Raw genomic sequence first — 20,110 nt, forward strand, 5'->3', positions numbered from 1 at the left:
CGTGCCCGCTCGTCAGGCCGGCTTACCATCCTTGGCGCGATTGTTCACGATCACCGCGAGCGGATTGAGTTTTGGCGGTGCGACCAGCAGAAGCGTATTACTATCACGATGGTCGAACGGCGCCCCGCGGACGAACAACTCGGTCTGGATCTCGTAGCTCCAGCTACCATCGTCGTTGAAGCTGATGTCGCAGCGGTAACTATCGGTGCGGAAGGCTTGTTCCAGGAAGTCGGTCGAGCAGATCCCGTAAGCGGTGTCGCCGCGCTTCGCTGTGACGGAGATCTTTTTATCATCCGGCTTGGCCTGGCCGGAGGCCAGCAGCACCTGCCCGCGCGGGATCGCAAGCGTCTGCATGATCAACCCGGTCGCGGGCTCCCAGAGCCAGTAGCCGACCTGGTCGTGGAAGGTGATGTCTTCCTCGGGCGTGTTGATGTGAATGTGATAGCGCAGCCCGTAGAACAGCTGTGGCCCGTTGGCCTGCGGATCGATCGGGTCCATCCGGATATGCTCGATGAAGGTCCGCCGCTCCGGCCCCTCCGCCTTCGGATTGATATCGATGCCCTTGTCCGCCTGCCAGGTGCCGGCGAGCCGGCGGAGCGGCCCGAGATTGGCAAGACTGTCGGGCGAGACGTCCTCGGGCTCGGTGAAAATGTCGGCGGGAATGGGGAGCATGAAAACCTCGCATCATTGCGGAGGACAGCAATAGCACAAGGGCGGCGTGAATCGAGCGGAATGGAACCAGAAGGGGACCTGTGCGTTGCGAGCACCTGAGTCATTTGCCCGCCATCATTCAATGGCATTTTCAGGAAGGACTTTTGCATCATCAACTGCTGCAACTCGATTTAGTCTGCATACGCAGCGCGACATCTGCCGAAGTTTTGGTCAAACATCCCACAGACCGAGGATAGGATCTCCGCCGTCGAGCGCAGATCTCCCGGCATTCATGAAAGCCACGGCATCCGGCCAAAAGGCGTCACAAGAGTTTGTGCTCGGAGTTCCCCGTTTGCGCCGTGAAATCGCGGTGGTAAGACCATGAGCGAACGGGCTGTGACATTCGCCATTGGCGGATCGCTCCGTTCGGAAGCGATTTTCAAGCGACGTCGGTGATTTTGACGCCAGTGATATTCAAATGAGTGGTTTGGAATGCAGAGGGTTTCGGTCGATAAATTCTCGGATCTCATCGGTGGTATCTATGACTGCGTGATCGCACCTGAACGCTGGGCCGGAGTTCTGGAGGAGGTATGCACCGAGTTCGGCTTCGCCACCGGCGCGCTCTCGGTGGCCAGCCTGACCAACATGAAGGCCGTCGTCAATGCCGTCGCCGGGTCCGACCTGACCCAGATGTCTCAGAATGCGATCGGCTACGGGCCCGACATCATCGAACTCTGGGGCGGCGCCGAGCGCATTCAACAATACCCGCTCGGAGAACCCATCGTTCAATCCCAGGCCGTCCGGCAGGACATCATTTCCGGCAATCGCTATTATCGTGAATGGGCCATGCCCAAGGGCCTGTTCGACGCCGTCGCGGTCGGCCTCGTGCGCGACGGGACGATGGTCGGCAACGCGATCTTCAGCCAGCACGAGTCCGCCGGCGCCATCGACGATGCGCAGCTCAACGGATTACGCTTGCTCGCACCTCACATCCGCCGCGCCGTGACCATCAGCAATCTGTTCGACATGAAGACGGTCGAAGCCGCGACATTCTCCGAGACCGTGGAGACTCTGACGGTCGGTGTCGTCCTGGTGGACGAGGAGTCGCAGATCGTTCACACCAACGCCGCCGCTACCGCGATGCTCGCGGCCGGCGATCCGATCTTGACGCGACATGGCCGCATCGCGGTTCAGTCGGCGACGACGACCACTTCATTGCAATCGGCCATCGTGCAGGCCGCGAAGGACGAGGCGGCACTTGGCCAGAAGGGCATTGGCATCCCGATCCTTCGCGGAAGCGGCGACCCGCTCGTCATCCACGTTCTGCCGCTGCGACGCGGTCACATGCGCGCCGGCCTGATCCAGCGCGCTGCCGCCGCCCTGTTCGTGGCGTCAGCCTCCGGACCGCCGCAGATGTCTCACGTCGCTCTCAACCAGCTCTACGATTTGACGCCAGCCGAGATTCGCATCTTCGAGCTCATCTGCGAGGGCCATACCCGCGACGCGATCTCAGGACTGCTCGGCGTGTCCGTCGCCACCGTGAAGAGCCATTTGCTTCATGTGTTCGAAAAGACAGGCTGCCGCCGTCAGGTCGACCTGGTCAGGCTCGCGAGATCACTGATATTTCCGGTATGAGGCGGCTCTCAAGCCGCTTCGGACGTCGATTTGGCGCGCTGCTCGAGCATGCCGATCGTCGAGACCAGATTGTCGCGGCGCGCGCGTAGGTTCGCCGCGCGCTGCGGATAGGTCGGCTGCTGCGCGTCGAACACCCCGACCCGGGCCTCTTCCTCGAGAATGTCGGTGTTGAGCAGCCGGACACGCCACCACAAATCGGCGATCAACGCATCAAGCTGGAGCTCTCCAGCTGCACCAGAACGGGACACTTCCTGCATCGCTTGCCTCAACCTGAAACGGCCCCCCAGTTGAGGCCTGGCTTTGGCCCTGGCTGAGCAAGCGGAGTGCCAGGAAGCGGGCGCGATCCGAAAAGCAGAGCTCCGGTCCCGCCAAGTGCGCCTGAAACAACCAGGTCGATGACCCGCGAAGCGTCTCGTCCTAGCGCTTCGTCTTGTGAAGCACCATCCGGCCCTGTGAAGCAATGTCACCCCATTTGGCGGACCAAGTGACCTCCGGGGCGGAGGATCGCGCGATGCCCTTTTGATCCCACGCCCCCTGCAGTGCAAACAGGGCGCCCTGGGGATCGACACATCGCACGATCCAGCAACCATCGGGCAACTCGATCGGCTCCTGAAGAACCCGGCCCCCGCCGGCATCGACCCGCCGGGCCGCCACCCCGACGTCGTCGACATTGAAGTAATGAAGCCAACACGCCTGCGGTACGCTCGGAAGCTTGGTGAGCATGCCGCCGATCGTCTGCCCGGCCGCCGAAAACAATTCGTACACGCTTGCCGGGTCGGCCTCAGTGGAGGCCTGTTGCCAGCCGAGAAGCTTGCCGTAAAACGGAAAGACCTTGCTTCGGTCTTCAGCCAGCAACTCGTGCCAGCCCACGCGCCCGGGCTGGTCCAACCCACTCTGCTGCGATTGGCCATATGTCAGCCCGGTGACCAGCGCAAACGTCGCTCCTTGCGGATCGGCGACCACCGCAATGCGGCCGATGTTGCTGTCGGTCGGCGCGACGAGGATCGCGCCTCCAAGCCGGCGGATCTGCGCGACCCGCGCATCCATGTCATCGACGGCGACGTAGCCGAGCCATCTCGGTGTTGCTCCCATTCGCACCCCTTCTTCGGGGAGATCCATCAGCCCGACGACCGGAGCGTCGCCTGCAGCCAGCAGCGTGTAAGCCAGTTCCGGGCTCGACGCATCTTTCACAGCCCAGCCGACCACCCCGGCGTAAAAAGCAGCCGCCGACGGCATATCCGTCGTCAGAAGCTCATGCCAAACAAAGTGTCCGAGTTGATCGACCAAGCTAGTGTCCCCGTTCGCGCGGACAGACGGTTGCGCACTGCATCATGCGCCGCAGCCCAGTGTCATCGACAGGAATTTGGACAGGAATTTGTGGCAATGCCATTCATGAAGATGAATGCAATCTGAACCAGCGCCATTACATTTCGTGTTCACGCGAATCTTGCCCGCTTTGATTGCTCGGCGTAGGATGATTGTAGAAGATCGTTCTTCCGACCATGGAGGATGCAGCCGTGCAGCGAGCGAAGCAAGCTTCGAAAAAGAAGCGAATGACCAAAGCTGCAGTACCGGCGCTCGGATTTGCCGGACTGACCTTTTCGATGGCGGGAAGCGCGATGGCGTCCGCAGTGCCGGCGGACGAGCCTCAACAACGAGTGAATTTTTCGCCTGGCCAGTTCTCTGCGCTCAGCGAGGAAGAGCTCGCCGACGTCAATCTCGCCACCTTCCATCTCGCTAGTGACGAGAAGACTCTCAGCGGCGTGCTGCTTGCGCGCGGATGCGGCGGCTGCAGAGGATGCGGTGGTTGCAGAGGTTGCGGTGGCTGCCGAGGCTGCGCAGGCTGCAGAGCCTGTCGCTGCGGCGTCGGTTGTGGCGTTGGCATTGGCTGCGCCGTTGTTGCGCCGGTGGCATGCACAGGATGCTGCGCATCATGGGGCCGCTGCCGCTGGTGCTAGGCGCTGGCGCTTCTTGACCGGACATCGACAGGTCGCGATTTCATTGGCCGGGTTCGCTAACGACCCCGGCCAATTTGCTGTTGTCGCCACAGGGTTCGTTTCGCTCGGCTTGCCGATGGCGAGCGAGTGTGTTCCAACTTGTTCGAAGAAGGCCGGTCGAGTTCGGCGCACAAGTCGGGCCGCCAAGCGTTCGTCATGCGCCGGAAATCGGACATGACGGGAACAGGATCCGCGTGCTGACCCGATGACAGTCAAGCGAAAGAGCCGCACTGCGACGCAGACCCGCAAGGACATTTTGCGATTCGCGCCAAACTTCACCGTCTATCTGCTTCCTCCTAATGCGGTCTGTCTCTATTCCGAGAACCGCAAGTTCTTCCTGCACGGCGATCTCTATTGCGCCGTGGCAAGCGCAATCGGAAAGAACGGCAAGACGGCGCCGGAGATCATCCGCCGGCTCTCGACGCGTTTTCCCGTCACCGGGATCGAGGAAGCCATCAGGCGGTTGCTGGAGCGCCGCTACGTCGTCAACGGAGCATCGCACGCGGGCGCCGTCGCCGGATATTGGGCAAGCCTCGGCCTGCCTCCGGAGGTCGCCGAAGAGAACCTGCGCAATTGGCCTGTGCGGGTCGAATCAATCGACGTCAAAGGCGCGAGCGAACTGAGCGCAGCGTTGGGCAAGCTCGGGGTTCACATCACCAGGCGATCGCCCAGGCTCATCATCACGCTTGTGAACGACTACCTCGAACGGCAGCTCGCCGAACTGAACAGCGAGCGCGTCGCCGACGGGACGCCCTGGCTGCTGGTCCAGCCGTCCGGCGTGTTTCCGCTGGTGGGGCCCGTGTTCAAGCCGGACGAGAGCGCCTGCTGGACCTGCCTGCACGATCGCATGATCCGCAATCGCGAGATCAAGGGATTTCTCGAACGCGGAGCGGCGCAGGCGGTCGCCATATCGCCGCTGGTCAGCGACACCGTGGGCGAGACGGCGATCCACTTCGCTGCCGTTGAAATCGCGAAGGCGATCGCCTCTGGATTTCGCACCGATCTCACCAATCACGTCGCAAGCTTCGACCTGACCGGGGCTGCCATCGCCAAGCACTACGTCGCGAAGCGCCCGCAATGCGCGACCTGCGGCAGCAGGAAGCTCAGGAATCCGCGGCGGGCAGCGGTGCCGATCGAGCTTGCCGAGGGCAGGAAGCTCGTCATGACCAGCGGCGGATACCGCACCGTGACGTCGCGAGCGACCGTGGCGCGATTCCGCAAACACGTCAGCCCGCTGACCGGCGTGGTGTCACGGCTCGAGCGGATCGAGGTCGACCTGCCGATGAACACCAATTTTTTTGCGCACCATAATTTCTCTGCGCCGGCGTGGAACGTCGACCAGCTCAGGTCAGGCCTGAGCGGCGGCAGCTTCGGCAAGGGCTCCACGGCCGAGCAGGGCGAGGCCAGTGCGCTGATGGAGGCGATCGAGCGGTATTCGGGCATTTTCCAGGGCGACGAGATCAGGACGACGCGCCGCTTTGCGGATTTCGCTCCCGGTGACGCGCTTCTTCCCAACGACGTCCAGTTCTTCAGTGACACGCAGTTTCAGAACAGGCATGTCCCGCTGCCGGACGATTCACATCCGGTTCCCGAGCCGTTCGATCCCGCGACCAAAACCGAGTGGTCGCCGGTCTGGTCACTGCGTGACAAGCGTTTCAAATATCTTCCGACCGGCTTGCTGTATTTCTTCTATGGCGGCTTCCACACCGATTCGAACGGATGCGCTGCCGGCAACACCCGCGAGGAGGCCATCGTTCAAGGTTTCCTCGAGCTGGTCGAACGCGATGCGTACGCGATCTGGTGGTACAACCGCGTTCGGCGCGCCGAACTCGATCTCTCGCAATTCGAGGATTCCTACGTGCGAGATCTCCAGAGCCAGTTTGCCGATGCGGGGCGCCGGCTCTGGGTGCTCGACATCACCAGCGATCTCGGCATTCCCTCCTATGTTGCGATCATGCACTGGATGCAGAACGGACACGAGAACATCGAGTTCGGGTCCGGCTCGCATTTCGATCGCCGCATCGCCCTGCTGCGTTCGCTCACCGAGCTGACCCAGTTCATGTCGATCGGGATGATGAGCGGCGGCAGCGGCGAGAAGCCGTCGCTTGACGGTGTCACGCCGCTGCGGCTGGACGATTATCCGTTCCTGACCCCCAGCGACAATCCGCTGCTCCCGCCAGCGCCTGGGATCACAGTTCACGACAACACGCGCGACCAGGTCAATGCCTGCGTGGAGATCGCGGGCCGCGCAGGATATGATTTTCTCGTGCTCGACCAGACGCGGCCCGATGTCGAGGTCCCCGTCGTCAGGGTGCTCGTTCCGGGCTTGCGGCATTTCTATCGTCGCTTCGGGCCCGGCCGGCTCTACGATGTCCCGGTGAAGCTTGGGCTGCTGGATCGCCCGCGACTGGAAAGCGAGCTCACTCCGTTCCTGCCACACACCTGAAGGCTGGTCTCGTTGCGCGCTCCCCGGAAAAAGCCGAGCAGGACAATCGCGCCCATCATCGCCGTCCGGCTGAACGGCCGCTTCTCGCTTCACATGCAGGCCGACGGAAGCATTGCCGCGGTCTCGGGCGATTATTCGGTCAGCCTCGGACAATTCAGCGCCGCGGCAGTCGCTCGCGCGGGGCATCTCGCCACCGGCCTGCCGCTCGCCTCCCTTGCCGGCAAGAGCGTCCTCGCGCAGCAGCTTCATGCTCTGGTGCGGCGGTTGGCGCAGCATGGGCTGCTCGACTATCGCCTGTTCTCTCCCCGTGACGCGCAAGATTTGGTGGTCATCGAGCCCCAGACCGCCGGATACTGGCCGCAACGCGCCAAGCTATCGAGCGCCGACACGATCGTGTTGTCGCGCTTCGCCTACCTGCGCCGGCGCGGCAACGAGATGGTGCTGGAATCGCCGCGCGCCGGCGCGCTGTTCCGGATTTGCGATCCCGCCATCGCCGCCACGCTGGCTGCCCTGTCGCAACCGCAAATGATCAGCAAGCTTCGCAAGCAGACGGCCTTGCTGAACCTCGATCTGCTCGGATTGCTGCTCGACAGCGAGATGCTGATCAAGCGCGATGCGAAAGACAGAGACGGCCTTCGAGCGAACGAAGACGACAGCAACCTCGCTCTCTGGGATTTCCACGACCTCGTGTTTCACGCGCGGAGCACGGAGGGCCGGCACGCCAATCCGGTTGGCGGCACGTACGCGCATGCGGCGGCTATTCCGCCGCTGCCTGCCGTGCGCCCGCCCTGGCGCGGCAAGAAAATCTCCCTCGGCAAATTCGCCGCGCCGGAGCCCGCGTCGCCCTTCACGAAGCTGCTACGCGCGCGCCATTCGACACGGGATTTCGACGATCAGCATCCCGTCACGCTCGCCGAGCTCGCGCGGTTTCTCGACGCCACCGCCCGCGTGCTGTCGGAATGGAAGAGCGGCGCCGATGTCGACGGCGGCCCGGAGGTCACCTACAGCTCAAGACCGTATCCGGGCGCAGGCAGCGCCTATGAGCTGGAATTGTACCTGACGGTCTCGAAGTGCGAGGGGCTTGCGCCCGGGCTTTATCACTATGACGCCGGCGGCCACGCACTGGTCGCAATCGACGCCTCCGCCAATCAACTCCAGGCGCTTTCGATGGCCGCCGAATTTGCCATGGGAGCATCCGGTCCGCCGCAGATCCTGATCACGATCGCCGCGCGCTTCGGCCGGATCTCCCGGAAATACTCTTCGATCGCCTATTCGCTGATCCTGAAAGACGTCGGCTGCCTGATCCAGACGTTCTATCTGGCCGCCACCGACATGGGCCTCGGCGGCTGCGCCATCGGCACCGGCAATATCGATCTGTTCGCAAAAATGACGGGGCTGGAATTTTATGTCGAGGGGCCGGTCGGGCAGTTTGCGCTCGGGCGTGGGAGGAAGGCGGCAATCTCAAGCTAGCAGCCCCGGCGGAGGCTCGGCTTGGTCTGGAGCGAATGACGTCTGGACCCCTGCGTACCCGCAGTCATTCCCCAGCGGCGTGGTGCTATCCTGCAACACTGGGTGGTGACGCCTCAATACCCGACGGCCCTTTCGGAAGGCTCGCTCCCCGCTCGATCTTATGTAACAAACAGGGCCATGACCGACGCGCCAGTCCCGTTCGCGCCCTTGCACATTTCGACCGACGCCTTTCCGGTTCATCGGCGTCTGGCGATGTGGCGCGAGATCTATGGCCGCACGATCGCAAAATTCGACATCGAGCCGATTAACGACACTCCGTTTCGCGCGGGCGTGACGTTGCGCTCGCTTCCGGGATTGGGAGTGGCTGCCGGCCACAGGTCGGACTCGCACTACCGCATGACGCGCGAGCTCGCGACCAAATCCGCCGACAATCTCATCTTTGCCGTGGTCACGAACGGCGTGGGCATCATCTCGCAACGAGGCCGCGAAGCCACCATAGGAGTAGGGGAAGCGTTGCTGATGTCGGCGACCGAACCAAGCATTTGCACCTTGCATTCGGGAGGTCGCTTTCTGACCCTCTCGGTGCCGCGCGACGCCATATCGCCGATGGTCGTCGAGGCGGGTTCAATGCTCGTCCGTCCGATTTCGAAGCACAGCGAAGCGCTGCGGCTGCTCACGAGCTATCTCGGTATTGTCAACGAAGCTGACAAGCTTTGCGACCCCGAGTTACAGCGCCTCGCTGTCACGCATATCCACGACCTGCTCGCATCCGCACTCGGCGCCACACAGGACGCGGCAATTCTCGTTGAAGGACGTGGGATACGCTCGGCAAGGCTGCGAGCAATCATGTCGAACATTGTCGAAAATCTCGGCCGGCGCGAGCTGTCGATCACCTATGTCGCTTTGCACCATAGTGTCACGCCGCGCTACATTCAGAAGCTGTTCGAGAGCGAAGGCACGACGTTCACGCAATATGTCCTTGAACAACGGTTAGTCAAAGCCAACCGGATGCTGAGCGATCCCCGTTTTTCCAATCGCGCCATCAGCGACGTCGCTTTCAAGGTTGGCTTCGGCGACCTCTCCTATTTCACGCGCACCTTCCGCCGCCGCTTCTGCATGACCCCATCAGACGCAAGAGAGCGGGCTCGTCGCGAAAGCGACGCATGAAGTACTGCGGCAATCGCCGGGACATCGCGCGAACCGCGATCGCTCGCAGCCGCGCGGATCAATCAGTGACGATCGGTCCGAACGCCTCCCATCGATCGCCCGTGAAACGCATCATTCGGAACTCCTTGACCACACGATAGTCGGTCGGGGCGGTGTTGACGGAGAGCCCCGGGAGCAGCAGATCAAGCTTCACGTTTTTCAGGCTCGTCGCTTGCGCCATGACATTCTCGCGCGAGAGATTGTCGCCGCATTGCTTCAAGACCTGCACCAGCAGCTCGGCGGCACTATAGCCGTAGACCGTGAAGATGCTTTTCCGGTCGCCTCCCGGATAATAGCCGTCCATGAAGGCGCTCCATCGCTTCATGCCTTCGTCATCACGCCAGCTCGGATCATCGGCCTCCTTGAACGAGCTCGCCGAGATGATGCCCTTTGCGTTCTCGATGCCCGCGGGGCTCAGGACCGCGTCGATCGAGGACGAGCCGACGCCAAGGAGGTGAACGGGCTTCCAATCGAGCTCTGCCATCTTTCTGATGACCTGGGCGGCGAATTTCGATGCAGCCATGTTGACGAGGACGTCGACACCGGCCGCCTTGAGGCGCACGACCTGCGAGTCGACGGTCGGGTCCGACACATCGTATGAAACGTCACTGACGATGAGTTCGGCTGCTCTTGTGCCGAGCGCTTCCTTCAACCCGGTCAGATAATCCCTGCCGCTCTCATCGTTCTGATAGAGCAGGCCGATTCGGGCATTCGGATAGTTATCCAGGATGAAGCGCGCGTAGATGCGAATCTCCGTGCGCAGATTGGGAGCAAATCCCGTCGTCCAGGGGAAGTTGACCGGATCCTCGAAACGCGTCGACCGCCCGGCCACGAAAAGCTGGGGGATCTTGCGGTCGTTGAGATATTTCTGGACCGCGATGTTCGAGGCATTGCCAAGCGTCTGGAATGTGAACAACACTTCGTCGTTCTCTATGAGCCTGCGGACCTGCTCGACGGTCTTGGACGGCGTCGCCGCATCGTCGTAGGAAATCAAATTGATCTTGCGTCCATTGACGCCGCCATGATGGTTGATCATGCGGAAATAGGCTGCCTGTACCTTGCCGATCACGGAGGATGCCGAAAGCGGGCCGCTATAGGGCATCGTCTGGCCGATCCTGATCTCGGTATCGCTTGCGCCTTGACCGTGCTGACGATCACTCGCGAGCAAAGGAGCCGTGACGAAAAGTCCGGCAGCGAGGATTGCCGCTCTGGCAGCATTCGTGCGCAAGCTCCTGCTCATCGCTGCAACCTCGTCACTGGAGCGGAACTTGCTCCTTCGCTGGCTGAGGACCGAGCTCATCACGCAGCCCGCGCGAAAGTGTCGACCGGATTGGATCAGAGCGGACAAGCGCAGTCCAAGGAGCCATGCCCACAGCGCGTTGGGAAATCTTCCCGATCTTCGGCAAGCCTGCGCTCAGCAACCAGCAGCGTTGGGACGGCGAATATTCCTTCTTCAAGCCATTGAGAAAGAACATTTCGTGCGCGCGTTCGTGCTTGGCTTCGATCGGACCGCGCGACTCGAGTTCGAATAGCCCATGGCCGTGTCCGGCCACAGTTTCCGAGACGTTGATCCGCCCCGCGACTCCGAACGCTCCCATGAACCACGCGGTGTTAACCGCATCGCCCCAGATATCGAAGGTGATCCTTCGGTTGCCGACGACACCGGAAATGACCGGCCCAGTATGGATACCGACGCGCAGGTGCGACCACCTCCGTTCATTTGGTAGGTGCTGCAGCTGCGACAAGTGGTGCTCCAGCAAGGGGCAAGGCCGGTTCCACCATCGCGCAACCTCAGCAGGCGCATCACATCCTTTGTGCGAGGAACGTTGCCGCGTCAGGCGGGTTCACTGCCACTTGACGACAACGCATCGCAACCCGATCGCGGAGGGAACTGCCATGAACAGCGATGCAAGCTACGATTTTTCGCAATTGAGCCCGCTCTTTCGGGCGCCGGGCACCGGACCTACGCTCGACGTGCTCGGTGTGACTCACAGCTACAAGGCAATGGCGAGCGATACCGGTCAGCAATTCTCGGTATGGGAATCGATCGTGCCGCCGGGCCGCGGCGCGCCGGCGCACACGCATACCCGTGAGGACGAAGCATTCTATGTGCTGAGTGGCGAAGTGCTGGTTGAAGTCGAAGGCGCGACCGATCCGTTGCGTCTCGGCACCGGCGCATTTCTCTTTGCCCCGCGCCATCGGCGTCACGGCTATCGCAATGTGGGCACCGATACGGCGCGCCTCCTGGTGTTCGCGATGCCAGGCGCCGGTCTCGATCGGATGTTCGCCGCCTTCGACGAGCTGGGAAAACGGAGCGGACATAAGCCGGCAATCGAGACCATTGCTGCAATTGCCGAGCAGTACGGTGTCGTTATCCATCCGCCGGCTGATTGAGCGGACGAAAGGCGGCACGACCGCCCCGCTCGCAGATGCAGCCAGATCTCCCCCGCGAACGGTTGTGTGTCAGCCGAACTTGCAGGGCAGCAGGCGTTCGCCAAAGGGTTCGCCTCGCCAGATCAATTGCAAGCCCGAGACGATCTCCGCCCCGTAGACGGCGTAGGGAATTTCGATCGACTTCAGCCAGGGCGCGACCCACTTGTTGAGTGGCGTGCCGTCGATGCTGACCAGTTCGCAATCGCCAGGGATTTTCAGGCCGCATTCGAGCGCGCGACGATTCACGCCATAGGCAATCTGGTCGCTCACGCAGAGAATGGCGTCCGGCCTGTCGCGGCCGTCGAAAATTCGCGCGCCGGCATCGTAGCCGACCTGGAGGTGCGATCGTCCCTCCCCGTCGGCCCGGACGATCGCCTCGTCGGACCATCCGCGCTCCCGCAGCCTGGCGAGGAAGCCCGATACGCGGTCTCGCGATGCGGACGAACTCAGCCGCGGAAAAACAACGGCTGGAGCGCGCCGACCGAGATCGGCGAAATAGTCGGCGACGGCAGCACCCGCTGCCGCATCGTCGATACCGACGAACGGGCCGCTGCCGCTCGGATTTCGACGATTCACGAACACCGTCGGCGCCCCCGAGATGGAAAGTTCGCTTAATCCGGGGCTCGGCACCGCCGCGACGAGGACATAGCCGCGCACCATCTGCGCCCGCATCGCAAAGAGATACTCGTCCTGAAGTTCGGCGCGGTCGTGCGTGTCGCAGAGGATCATCACGTAGCCGGCTTCGCGCAGCGCGGTTTCGGTCGAACTTGCGATGGTAGCCATCGCCGGATTGTCGAGATTGGCCGCGATCATCGCCACGAGCTGACTTTGGCCGCGCTGGAGCGCGCGTCCGACCGGATTTGGCCGGTAGCCGACCGCCTCGATCGCGTCGCGGACCCGCGCCACCGTGGCCGGGGAGGCGCGTCGGGTCTGGCCGTTGACGATCCGCGATACGGTCGAAACCGAAACGCCGGCGCGGGCCGCAACGGTGGCAAGTGAGACGTCTTCCCGCATCGGCCTCCCCAGGGTCTGATCCGACTGTCTTTTCATAGTCATCCGCAGTGTCCGCTGTCGAGGTTCCCCCCGGGCGTCCCCCGAAAGCAAGGAGACTGTCAAAACGAAGATTGACAGATTGGCAAACGTTTGCCAAAGATGTTTTTGCCCTTGTGGAAGGGGATGTCGGTTTATCCACCTGCTGCCCAGTCTGTGGATAACGCGCCCCAATTCGTGAGTAAGGCATCCGCCTGAGCAGGTGCCGATATTGAAGGAAACGCCAGCGCTGAGGATCCGTCCGAGAACGGACCCATGCGCCAGATCTCGCGCGGACCCGCATCGGGTCGGCGAGCGGAGAGGAGATTCGACCATGCGTGCCGCCACGCCCGTCATCGCGTCCTTTGCACTGTCCCTGCTGGCCGCCACTGCGTTCGCCGGGCCGGCCGCGGCCGAGACCACCACGCTGCGCATGACCTGGTATTCGGATGGCAACGAGGGGGAGGTGATGGCCGACCTGCTCAAGCGATTCCACGAGCAGAACAACGACATCGAAATCGTCCTCGATCAGGTGCCCTTCAAGGCCATCAACGAGACCTTGCCGGTGCAGCTGGCCTCCGGCCAGGGTCCCGACATGGCGCGCGTCGTCGACATGGGCGGCCTGTCGCGCTTCGCCCTCGACATGCGCCCCTTTCTCAAGGACCCCGGCTACTGGGAAACGAACTTCGGCCCTTTCCTCGAATGGATGCGCCCGGCCGGCGATACGAAGGCAATCCCGGGCTTCATGACCCAGCTCACCGTCACCGGTCCGTTCGTCAACAAGACCCTGTTCGAGCAGGCCAGCGTGGCGATGCCGGGCGAGAAGTCTACCTGGGAGGACTGGGCCAAGGCGGCGAAGCAGGTCGCAGACAAGGTCCAGGCACCGTTCCCGCTGGCGCTCGACCGCTCGGGCCACCGTTTCTATGCACTGGCGGTCTCGCAAGGCACGCAGGTGTTCGGGGCGAATGGCGAGCCTGATGTCGTCGACGAAGGCTTCAAGCGCGCGGCGCAGCTGGTCTACGACTGGCATAAGTCCGGCGTGATGTCGAAAGAGCTGTGGGGCTCGGTCTCCGGCACGGCCTATCGCGGCGCCAACGACGAATTCAAGAACGCGCAGGTCGTGATGTATCTGTCCGGATCGTGGCAGATCAGTCAGTTCGCCAAGACCGTCGGCGACGCCTTCGACTGGGTGGCGGTCCCCAATCCCTGCGGGCCTGGCGGGTGCAGCAGCATGCCGGGCGGCGCCGGTCTTGTGGCCTTCAAGACGACCCAGCATCCCAAAGAAGTCGCGCGGGTGATGGACTATCTCGCGAGCGAACCGGTGCTGGCGGAGTTCTACTCGCGCTCGCTGTTCGTGCCCGGCCACCTCGGGCTCGCGAAGAAGGGCCTCGACTATCCGACGGCCAGCCCGGAAGCCGCCGCCGCGCTGAAGGTCTTCACCGCAAGCGCGGCCCAGATTTCTCCGATCGCCTACCGGATCCAGGGCTATAGCAATAGCCGAATCATCCTGAACGCCGTCATCAGCCGGCTCGGGCAGGCGGTCTCGGGCGAGACGACGCTCGAGGACGCCTACAAGCGCATCACCGCCGACGTCGCGCAGCAGATAGCCGAACGCAACAAGAAGTGACGGCAACGCCTTCATCGGGCCGGAGGATCAGTGTGATGTCGGGCATCTCGTCCACGATCCGACCTGAGCGCGGCATAGCAACCGGCGCGCTCGCCCGGCTCGGACAGGTCGCGGTCCTGCCGGTTGGCGTCGCGCTGCGGCTGCTCGATCCGCCGATGCGATGGATGCAGCGCATGATCGGTGCGCGGCGCATGGCGTACGTGTTCCTGCTTCCCAACTTCGTCTTCTTCGGCTTGTTCGTATTCCTGCCGATCGGCATCAACGTCGTGTTCTCGGTGACCGGCGGTACGGCGCTGTTTCCCTCGCAGCGCCCCTATGTCGGCGGCGACCAGTTCGCCTATCTGCTCGACTGCGGCTCCTATCTCGATCCATCGAGCTGCCGCGAGGACCACTTCTGGCGCGGCGTCGCCAATACCGCAAAGTTCGTCGTTTTTCAGGTGACGGCGATGGTGCTGTTTTCGCTCGTCACCGCGCTCGTCCTCAACATGAAGATCCGTGGAAGGGGCTTTTTCCGGGCGGTCTATTTCTTTCCCGTGCTGCTGTCGCCCGTGGTGGTCGCACTGATCTGGAAATGGATCTTGCAGCGCGACGGGCTCCTCAACGCCGCCATCACCACGCTCGGCGGTCAGAAGATCCTGTTCTTCGTCGATCCGGGCTGGGCGATGTTCTGGGCAGTATTCGTCTCGGTGTGGGCCCATATGGGCTTCTACACCCTGATCCTGCTCGCCGGCCTGCAAGCTATACCCGCCGATCTCTACGAGGCGGCGGAGATGGACGCGACGCCGCGCTGGCGCGTGTTGTTGCGCATCACGCTGCCGTTGCTGTGGCCGAACATGATCGTCGTCATCGTGCTCGCGCTCATCAAGGGCGCGCAGACCTTCGACGAGGTCTTCGTGCTGACCGGCGGCGGTCCCGGCACCGCGACGTTGATGGTCGTCCAGTACATCTACGAGACCGCGTTCTCCAGCCAGGTGCAGAATTTCGGCCTCGCTGCCGCGGCGTCCGTCGTGCTCGGTGTCGTGCTTTTCGTCCTGACGCTCCTGCAATTCGCCGCCGCGCGGCGCAAAGAGGTTTGAGATGGCAACCATGCGCCTTTCAAGCATGCTCGGTCAGCGTCGCAACGGGCCCGGACGTCCCCTGCACTGGACCGACATCGCGGCCTACGTCTATCTCGCGCTCGGTGTCGTCCTGATGTTCGGACCGGTGCTATGGCTGGTGCTGTCATCGTTCAAGACCCAGAGCGCGCTGCTGGAATTTCCCCCGTCGCTGCTCCCGTTCGCACAGGTCGAAGTGACGGTATCAGGTCAGCCGCAGAAGCTGCCGCTGTTCCGCGCCAAGCTTCCCGACGGCACGGTCCGCGAATTGGCGCAGGTCCGGCGCATCGGGCTCATTGCCCAGATGGTCGATCCCGCCGATCCCTCGCAACAGTTCCGCGTCGCGATCGACAAGCGCGAACCGGTGCGCCGCGTCGCGCTTGCGACCGAGAACTACAGCGAGCCGCTGCAGCGCTTCGCCTTCCTGCGCTTCCTGTACAATTCGGTATTCGTGACGGTGATCGCCACGCTGATCACGCTGCTGATCAATTCCATGGCCGCCTATGGGCTCGCCGTCTATCAGTTCCCCGGCAAGCAGGCGGCCATCCTGGCGGTGATCGGGACGCTGATGATCCCGGTGACCATCATCCTCGTGCCGGTCTATCTGGTGGTGACCGAGCTCGGCCTCACCAACTCGCTTTGGGCGGTGATCCTGCCGGGTGCCGCGACGCCGACGGGCGTGTTCCTGCTGCGGCAGTACATGCTGACCTTGCCGAAGGATCTGATCGAGGCCGCGCGCATGGACAAGGCGTCCGAGTGGCAGATCTATTGGCGCATCGTCATGCCGCTGACCCTGCCGGCGCTGGCGGTTCTGGCAATTTTCTCGATCATGTGGCGCTGGAACGAATTCCTGTGGCCGCTCGCGGTGCTGACCAAGACCGAGGTCTACACGCTGCAGATCGCGCTCAATGCCTTCCAGGGCGAGCTCCAGACCCAGTGGCATTACCTGCTTGCGATGACGGTCGTGACGCTCATTCCCGTCGCGCTCGTCTTCGTGTTCCTCCAGCGCTTCATCACGACGGGCATCGGCTCGACCGGAATGAAATGACCGATCGGGGCTATCACCATGGCTGAACTGAAACTCACGGGCGCACGCAAATCCTTCGGCAGCATCGACGTGCTGCACGGCATCGATCTCGCCGTGAAGGATGGCGAATTCGTCGTCTTCGTCGGGCCGTCCGGTTGCGGAAAGTCGACGCTGCTGCGCGTCATCGCCGGCCTCGAAAACGTAACCAGCGGCGAGGTCCATATCGACGGCGAGCGCGTCACCCATCTGCCGGCCTCCGAGCGCGGGCTTGCCATGGTGTTCCAGTCCTATGCGCTTTATCCGCACATGAGCGTGCGCAAGAACATGGCCTTTGCGCTCGAGAACATGGGGCTGAAGCCTGCGCAGATCGAGGAGCGGGTCGAGCGCGCCGCCGCCATGCTGCGGCTCACGGACTATCTCGACCGCAAACCCAAGGCGCTGTCCGGCGGACAGCGCCAGCGCGTCGCCATCGGCCGGGCCATCGTGCGCGATCCGAAGATCTTTCTGTTCGATGAGCCGTTGTCGAACCTCGACGCGGAGTTGCGCGTCGCGACGCGCAAGGAGCTTGCCGCGCTGCATGCCAAGCTGGGCGGCACGATGATCTATGTCACCCACGATCAGGTCGAAGCCATGACACTTGCCGACCGGATCGTGGTGCTGAAAGCTGGCCGGATCGAGCAGATCGGCACGCCCCTCGAGCTCTACAATCACCCCTCGAACGCCTTCGTTGCCGGCTTCATCGGTTCGCCCCGGATGAACTTCCTGCCGGCTGTGGTGGTTTCCGACGACGGCATGCTCCGCCTCACGGTCGGCGAACGTGACGTCGCGTTACCTCGCGCCCCTTCCGGCCTCGCCGCCGGCGCGACCGTGACGCTCGGCATCCGGCCCGAGCATATCGACGCCACGCCCGACACGGGCATGCTCACAGCAACAGTCGACCTCGTCGAACGGCTTGGCGGCGAGACCTTCATCTATGCCTCGGCCCCCGGCCTGCCGCAGATCACGCTGCGCGAGGATGGCCAGTCACAGTTCCACCGCGGCGATGCGGTCGCGATCCGCTTCGCCGCCGACCATCTGCATATCTTCGACGCAGCCGGCGCAACCCTCGCCCGGCCCTGATCGACCCGGAGCCTGATTTCATGAAAGCCCTGACCCACGGCCGCTTCCGCGGTCTCGACGGCCAAGCCGCGCTGTTCGACCTCGCGACCGGACCGGCGGCGGCTCCGCTCGCGACGCTGCGCGTCGCAATTCTGGAGAGCGACATCGGCCGCGTCACCCTGCGCCGGCAGGATGGCTATCGCCTCGACCGCGGCTGGGCGATCGCGCCTGGTCGCACCGAGCCGCCGTTCGAAGGACGGCTGCGCGACGATTTCTCCGGCTTTGCCAATCCGGCTTCGACGGTGTCGGAGGCCGGCGGCATCGTCACGCTCGCCGCCGCGGGTCTCGGCGCGCAAGTGCGACTTGATCCGTTCGGCATCGCCTGGTACCGCGACGGCGAGGAGCAGCCATTGCTGCGCGACCGTCCGACCCAGGCCTACTTGCTGTCGCGCAAGACCGGTGCGTCGCTGCACGCGATGGAACGGCACGAGGACGAACGCCATTACGGCCTCGGAGACAAGGCCGGTCCGCTCGATCGCACAGGCCGGCGCTTCGCGATCGACGCTGTCGACCCCTGCGGCTACGATGCCGAGCTTTCCGATCCGCTGTACAAGATGCTGCCGTTCTTCATCGTCGATGGCCCACGCGGCGCGCACGGCGTGTTCTACGACAATCTCGCCCTCGGCTCGGTCGACCTCGGCTGCACCATCGACAATTACCATGGGCTGTTCCGCAGCTATCGCGCCGAGGACGGCGACCTCGACTATTACGTGCTCGCCGGCCCGACCGTGCCGGAAGTCACGCGCCGGTTTTCCTGGCTGACCGGCGGACAGGCTTTTGCGCCCCGCTGGACGCTCGGATTCGCGATGACGACAATGACGATTGCCGACGCGCCGGATGCGGACGCGCGCATCACCGGCTTCATCGAGGATTGCAGACGCTACGGCATTCGTTGCGACAGCTTTCACTTCGGCTCGGGTTACACCTCGATCGGCGACCGTCGCTACGTCTTCAACTGGAACCGCGAGAAATTCCCGGATCCGTCGGCGACGATGGCGCGGCTCAAGGCGGCCGGCATGCAGCCGGTCACCAACATCAAGCCCTGCCTGCTCGACGATCATCCACGGCTCGCTGAAGCCAGGGCGAGCGGCATTCTGGTCGCTGACGGCGAGACCGGCGATCCGGCGGTCGCGCAATTCTGGGACGGCCTCGGCTTTCATGTCGACTTCACCAACCCGAAGGGCCGGCAGTGGTGGGCGGACGGCATCCGCGACGCGCTGCTCGCCTATGGGGTGACGGCGGTGTGGAGCGACAACAACGAATACGAGATCTGGGACGAGGATGCGGTCTGCGACGGCGACGGGCGGCCGTTTCCGCAAGGGCTCGCCCGTCCCGCGCAGGCGCTCCTGATGCACAAGCTCGCCTACGAGACCCAGGCCGCACAGGCACCGGACAAACGCCCCTATACCATCACGCGCGCCGGCAGCGCCGGCATCGCCCGCTACGGCCAGACCTGGAGCGGCGACAACGAGACCTCGTGGAAGACGCTGCGCTACAACCTGACCCAGGGGCTCAACATGAGCCTGTCTGGGCTTTACAACATCGGCCACGACGTCGGTGGCTTCCATGGCCCATCGCCGGGCCCGGAGCTGCTCTGCCGGTTTGTCGAGTTCTGCGCGCTGTGGCCGCGCATGGTGATGAATTCCTGGAAGACGAGCGGCATCGTCAACACGCCCTGGATGCATCCGGGCGTACTTCCGCAGGTCCGATCCGCCATGAACCTGCGTCACAGCCTTATCCCTTATCTCTACACCCAGATGTGGCGTGCGGCGGCCGAAGACGTGCCGGCGGTGCGCCCGCTGCTGTGGGATTTCGCGTCCGACGCGACCGCCGGGGCCGTCGAGGATGCTTTCATGCTTGGCCCCGATCTCCTCGTCGCTCCGGTGCTGGAAGAGGGAGCGACGACGCGCGAAGTCTACCTGCCCGCCCATCCCGGTGGCTGGTACGACTGGCATGACGGGACGCCATTCGAGGGCGGGCGAACCATTACTGTCGCAGCGCCTCTGGGCCGGCTACCGCTCTTCGCACGCGCGGGCGCGATCGTTCCGGTCGAAGACAAGGAGGGGCTGACGGCGATCGCGTTCGGAGCGCCCGATCATGGTGGCTTCGGCCTCCTCTACGTCGATGATGGCGAGACGGCAGATTGGCGCAAGACCGGCATGGCCATTGAATTGCGCCTGCGCCCCGACGATACCGGCTTCGTTCTCGATGTCAGCGGAGGAAAGTTGGCCGCACCAATCCGTGCCCGTGGCGTCGGCGTGCCGAATCTGCGTCTTGCCGGCACGGCAGAGTGAGCCGCGCGCGCGACCGAAGCCGGTCTCGATCGCACCCGGCGCT

The 20,110-nt window shown here is 63.4% G+C and carries 16 protein-coding genes; 10 read left to right on the forward strand and 6 right to left on the reverse strand.

The annotated features are described in order from the left end of the window. Positions 1–12 precede the first annotated feature (12 nt). Positions 13–672: an FABP family protein gene (locus tag ABID58_RS10045; protein ID WP_354032503.1), complete on the reverse strand. Its 660-nt coding sequence runs from the start codon at positions 670–672 to the stop codon at positions 13–15. A gap of 471 nt (positions 673–1,143) precedes the next feature. Between ABID58_RS10045 and ABID58_RS10050 the strand changes: the two genes are divergently transcribed. Then, positions 1,144–2,286, forward strand: coding sequence for a helix-turn-helix transcriptional regulator (locus tag ABID58_RS10050; protein ID WP_354032504.1), 1,143 nt, complete (start codon positions 1,144–1,146; stop codon positions 2,284–2,286). 8 nt (positions 2,287–2,294) lie between these two features. Here the strand turns inward: ABID58_RS10050 and ABID58_RS10055 are convergent, their stop codons facing one another. Both ABID58_RS10055 and ABID58_RS10060 read right to left on the reverse strand, forming a co-directional pair. Beyond that, positions 2,295–2,543 (reverse strand): hypothetical protein, encoded by a 249-nt coding sequence (locus tag ABID58_RS10055; protein ID WP_354032505.1) that lies wholly within the window; start codon positions 2,541–2,543, stop codon positions 2,295–2,297. 160 nt (positions 2,544–2,703) lie between these two features. Beyond that, a complete protein-coding gene (locus ABID58_RS10060) occupies positions 2,704–3,573 on the reverse strand; it encodes a VOC family protein (RefSeq protein ID WP_354032506.1) in 870 nt (289 codons plus the stop codon). Between the two features lie 915 nt (positions 3,574–4,488). Between ABID58_RS10060 and ABID58_RS10065 the strand changes: the two genes are divergently transcribed. The 3 genes from ABID58_RS10065 to ABID58_RS10075 all read left to right on the forward strand — a co-directional run bounded on the left by ABID58_RS10065 (position 4,489) and on the right by ABID58_RS10075 (position 9,366). After that, complete coding sequence (locus ABID58_RS10065; protein WP_354032507.1) at positions 4,489–6,729, forward strand: TOMM precursor leader peptide-binding protein; 2,241 nt, start codon at positions 4,489–4,491, stop codon at positions 6,727–6,729. A gap of 93 nt (positions 6,730–6,822) precedes the next feature. Continuing rightward, positions 6,823–8,199 carry a SagB/ThcOx family dehydrogenase gene (locus ABID58_RS10070; protein WP_354032560.1) on the forward strand — a complete coding sequence of 459 codons (1,377 nt, stop codon included), beginning with the start codon at positions 6,823–6,825 and terminating at the stop codon, positions 8,197–8,199. A gap of 177 nt (positions 8,200–8,376) precedes the next feature. Beyond that, complete coding sequence (locus tag ABID58_RS10075; RefSeq protein WP_354032508.1) at positions 8,377–9,366, forward strand: AraC family transcriptional regulator; 990 nt, start codon at positions 8,377–8,379, stop codon at positions 9,364–9,366. Positions 9,367–9,424: 58 nt separating this feature from the next. On the opposite strand, the gene ABID58_RS10080 is transcribed toward ABID58_RS10075, so the two are convergent. Then, complete coding sequence (locus ABID58_RS10080; RefSeq protein ID WP_354032509.1) at positions 9,425–10,645, reverse strand: ABC transporter substrate-binding protein; 1,221 nt, start codon at positions 10,643–10,645, stop codon at positions 9,425–9,427. A gap of 13 nt (positions 10,646–10,658) precedes the next feature. Continuing rightward, positions 10,659–11,150, reverse strand: a complete 492-nt coding sequence (locus ABID58_RS10085) for an adenylate/guanylate cyclase domain-containing protein (RefSeq protein ID WP_354032510.1) — start codon at positions 11,148–11,150, stop codon at positions 10,659–10,661. 151 nt (positions 11,151–11,301) lie between these two features. Here ABID58_RS10085 and ABID58_RS10090 point away from each other — a divergent pair, with 151 nt between their 5' ends. Then, complete coding sequence (locus tag ABID58_RS10090) at positions 11,302–11,799, forward strand: cupin domain-containing protein (RefSeq protein WP_354032511.1); 498 nt, start codon at positions 11,302–11,304, stop codon at positions 11,797–11,799. A 69-nt stretch (positions 11,800–11,868) separates the two neighbouring features. Here ABID58_RS10090 and ABID58_RS10095 read toward each other — a convergent pair whose 3' ends face one another. Next, on the reverse strand, positions 11,869–12,942 hold the full coding sequence (locus ABID58_RS10095; RefSeq protein WP_354032512.1) for a LacI family DNA-binding transcriptional regulator: 1,074 nt from the start codon (positions 12,940–12,942) through the stop codon (positions 11,869–11,871). A 259-nt stretch (positions 12,943–13,201) separates the two neighbouring features. Between ABID58_RS10095 and ABID58_RS10100 the strand changes: the two genes are divergently transcribed. From ABID58_RS10100 to ABID58_RS10120, 5 genes are read left to right on the forward strand one after another with little or no spacing between them, the layout of a single operon-like run. Then, positions 13,202–14,494 carry an ABC transporter substrate-binding protein gene (locus ABID58_RS10100; RefSeq protein ID WP_354032513.1) on the forward strand — a complete coding sequence of 431 codons (1,293 nt, stop codon included), beginning with the start codon at positions 13,202–13,204 and terminating at the stop codon, positions 14,492–14,494. 35 nt (positions 14,495–14,529) lie between these two features. Continuing rightward, positions 14,530–15,570: a carbohydrate ABC transporter permease gene (locus ABID58_RS10105; RefSeq protein ID WP_502916394.1), complete on the forward strand. Its 1,041-nt coding sequence runs from the start codon at positions 14,530–14,532 to the stop codon at positions 15,568–15,570. Between the two features lie 10 nt (positions 15,571–15,580). Next, positions 15,581–16,636 carry a carbohydrate ABC transporter permease gene (locus tag ABID58_RS10110; RefSeq protein ID WP_354032562.1) on the forward strand — a complete coding sequence of 352 codons (1,056 nt, stop codon included), beginning with the start codon at positions 15,581–15,583 and terminating at the stop codon, positions 16,634–16,636. Positions 16,637–16,654: 18 nt separating this feature from the next. Further along, positions 16,655–17,734: an ABC transporter ATP-binding protein gene (locus ABID58_RS10115; RefSeq protein WP_354032514.1), complete on the forward strand. Its 1,080-nt coding sequence runs from the start codon at positions 16,655–16,657 to the stop codon at positions 17,732–17,734. A gap of 20 nt (positions 17,735–17,754) precedes the next feature. Beyond that, complete coding sequence (locus ABID58_RS10120; RefSeq protein ID WP_354032515.1) at positions 17,755–20,067, forward strand: TIM-barrel domain-containing protein; 2,313 nt, start codon at positions 17,755–17,757, stop codon at positions 20,065–20,067. Positions 20,068–20,110: the final 43 nt, after the last annotated feature.

The sequence above is a fragment of the Bradyrhizobium sp. S3.2.6 genome (assembly GCF_040546885.1).
Classification (GTDB): domain Bacteria; phylum Pseudomonadota; class Alphaproteobacteria; order Rhizobiales; family Xanthobacteraceae; genus Bradyrhizobium; species Bradyrhizobium cytisi.

Excerpts from the sequence above, each read along its gene's own strand:
- ABID58_RS10055 (WP_354032505.1), bottom strand. The coding sequence starts at position 2,543 with ATGCAGGAAGTGTCCCGTTCTGGTGCAGCTGGAGAGCTCCAGCTTGAT.
- ABID58_RS10120 (WP_354032515.1), top strand. The coding sequence starts at position 17,755 with ATGAAAGCCCTGACCCACGGCCGCTTCCGCGGTCTCGACGGCCAAGCC.
- ABID58_RS10075 (WP_354032508.1), top strand. The coding sequence starts at position 8,377 with ATGACCGACGCGCCAGTCCCGTTCGCGCCCTTGCACATTTCGACCGAC.
- ABID58_RS10105 (WP_502916394.1), top strand. The coding sequence starts at position 14,530 with ATGTCGGGCATCTCGTCCACGATCCGACCTGAGCGCGGCATAGCAACC.
- ABID58_RS10080 (WP_354032509.1), bottom strand. The coding sequence starts at position 10,645 with ATGAGCAGGAGCTTGCGCACGAATGCTGCCAGAGCGGCAATCCTCGCT.
- ABID58_RS10050 (WP_354032504.1), top strand. The coding sequence starts at position 1,144 with ATGCAGAGGGTTTCGGTCGATAAATTCTCGGATCTCATCGGTGGTATC.
- ABID58_RS10045 (WP_354032503.1), bottom strand. The coding sequence starts at position 672 with ATGCTCCCCATTCCCGCCGACATTTTCACCGAGCCCGAGGACGTCTCG.
- ABID58_RS10090 (WP_354032511.1), top strand. The coding sequence starts at position 11,302 with ATGAACAGCGATGCAAGCTACGATTTTTCGCAATTGAGCCCGCTCTTT.
- ABID58_RS10100 (WP_354032513.1), top strand. The coding sequence starts at position 13,202 with ATGCGTGCCGCCACGCCCGTCATCGCGTCCTTTGCACTGTCCCTGCTG.
- ABID58_RS10065 (WP_354032507.1), top strand. The coding sequence starts at position 4,489 with ATGACAGTCAAGCGAAAGAGCCGCACTGCGACGCAGACCCGCAAGGAC.
- ABID58_RS10110 (WP_354032562.1), top strand. The coding sequence starts at position 15,581 with ATGCGCCTTTCAAGCATGCTCGGTCAGCGTCGCAACGGGCCCGGACGT.
- ABID58_RS10070 (WP_354032560.1), top strand. The coding sequence starts at position 6,823 with ATGCAGGCCGACGGAAGCATTGCCGCGGTCTCGGGCGATTATTCGGTC.
- ABID58_RS10115 (WP_354032514.1), top strand. The coding sequence starts at position 16,655 with ATGGCTGAACTGAAACTCACGGGCGCACGCAAATCCTTCGGCAGCATC.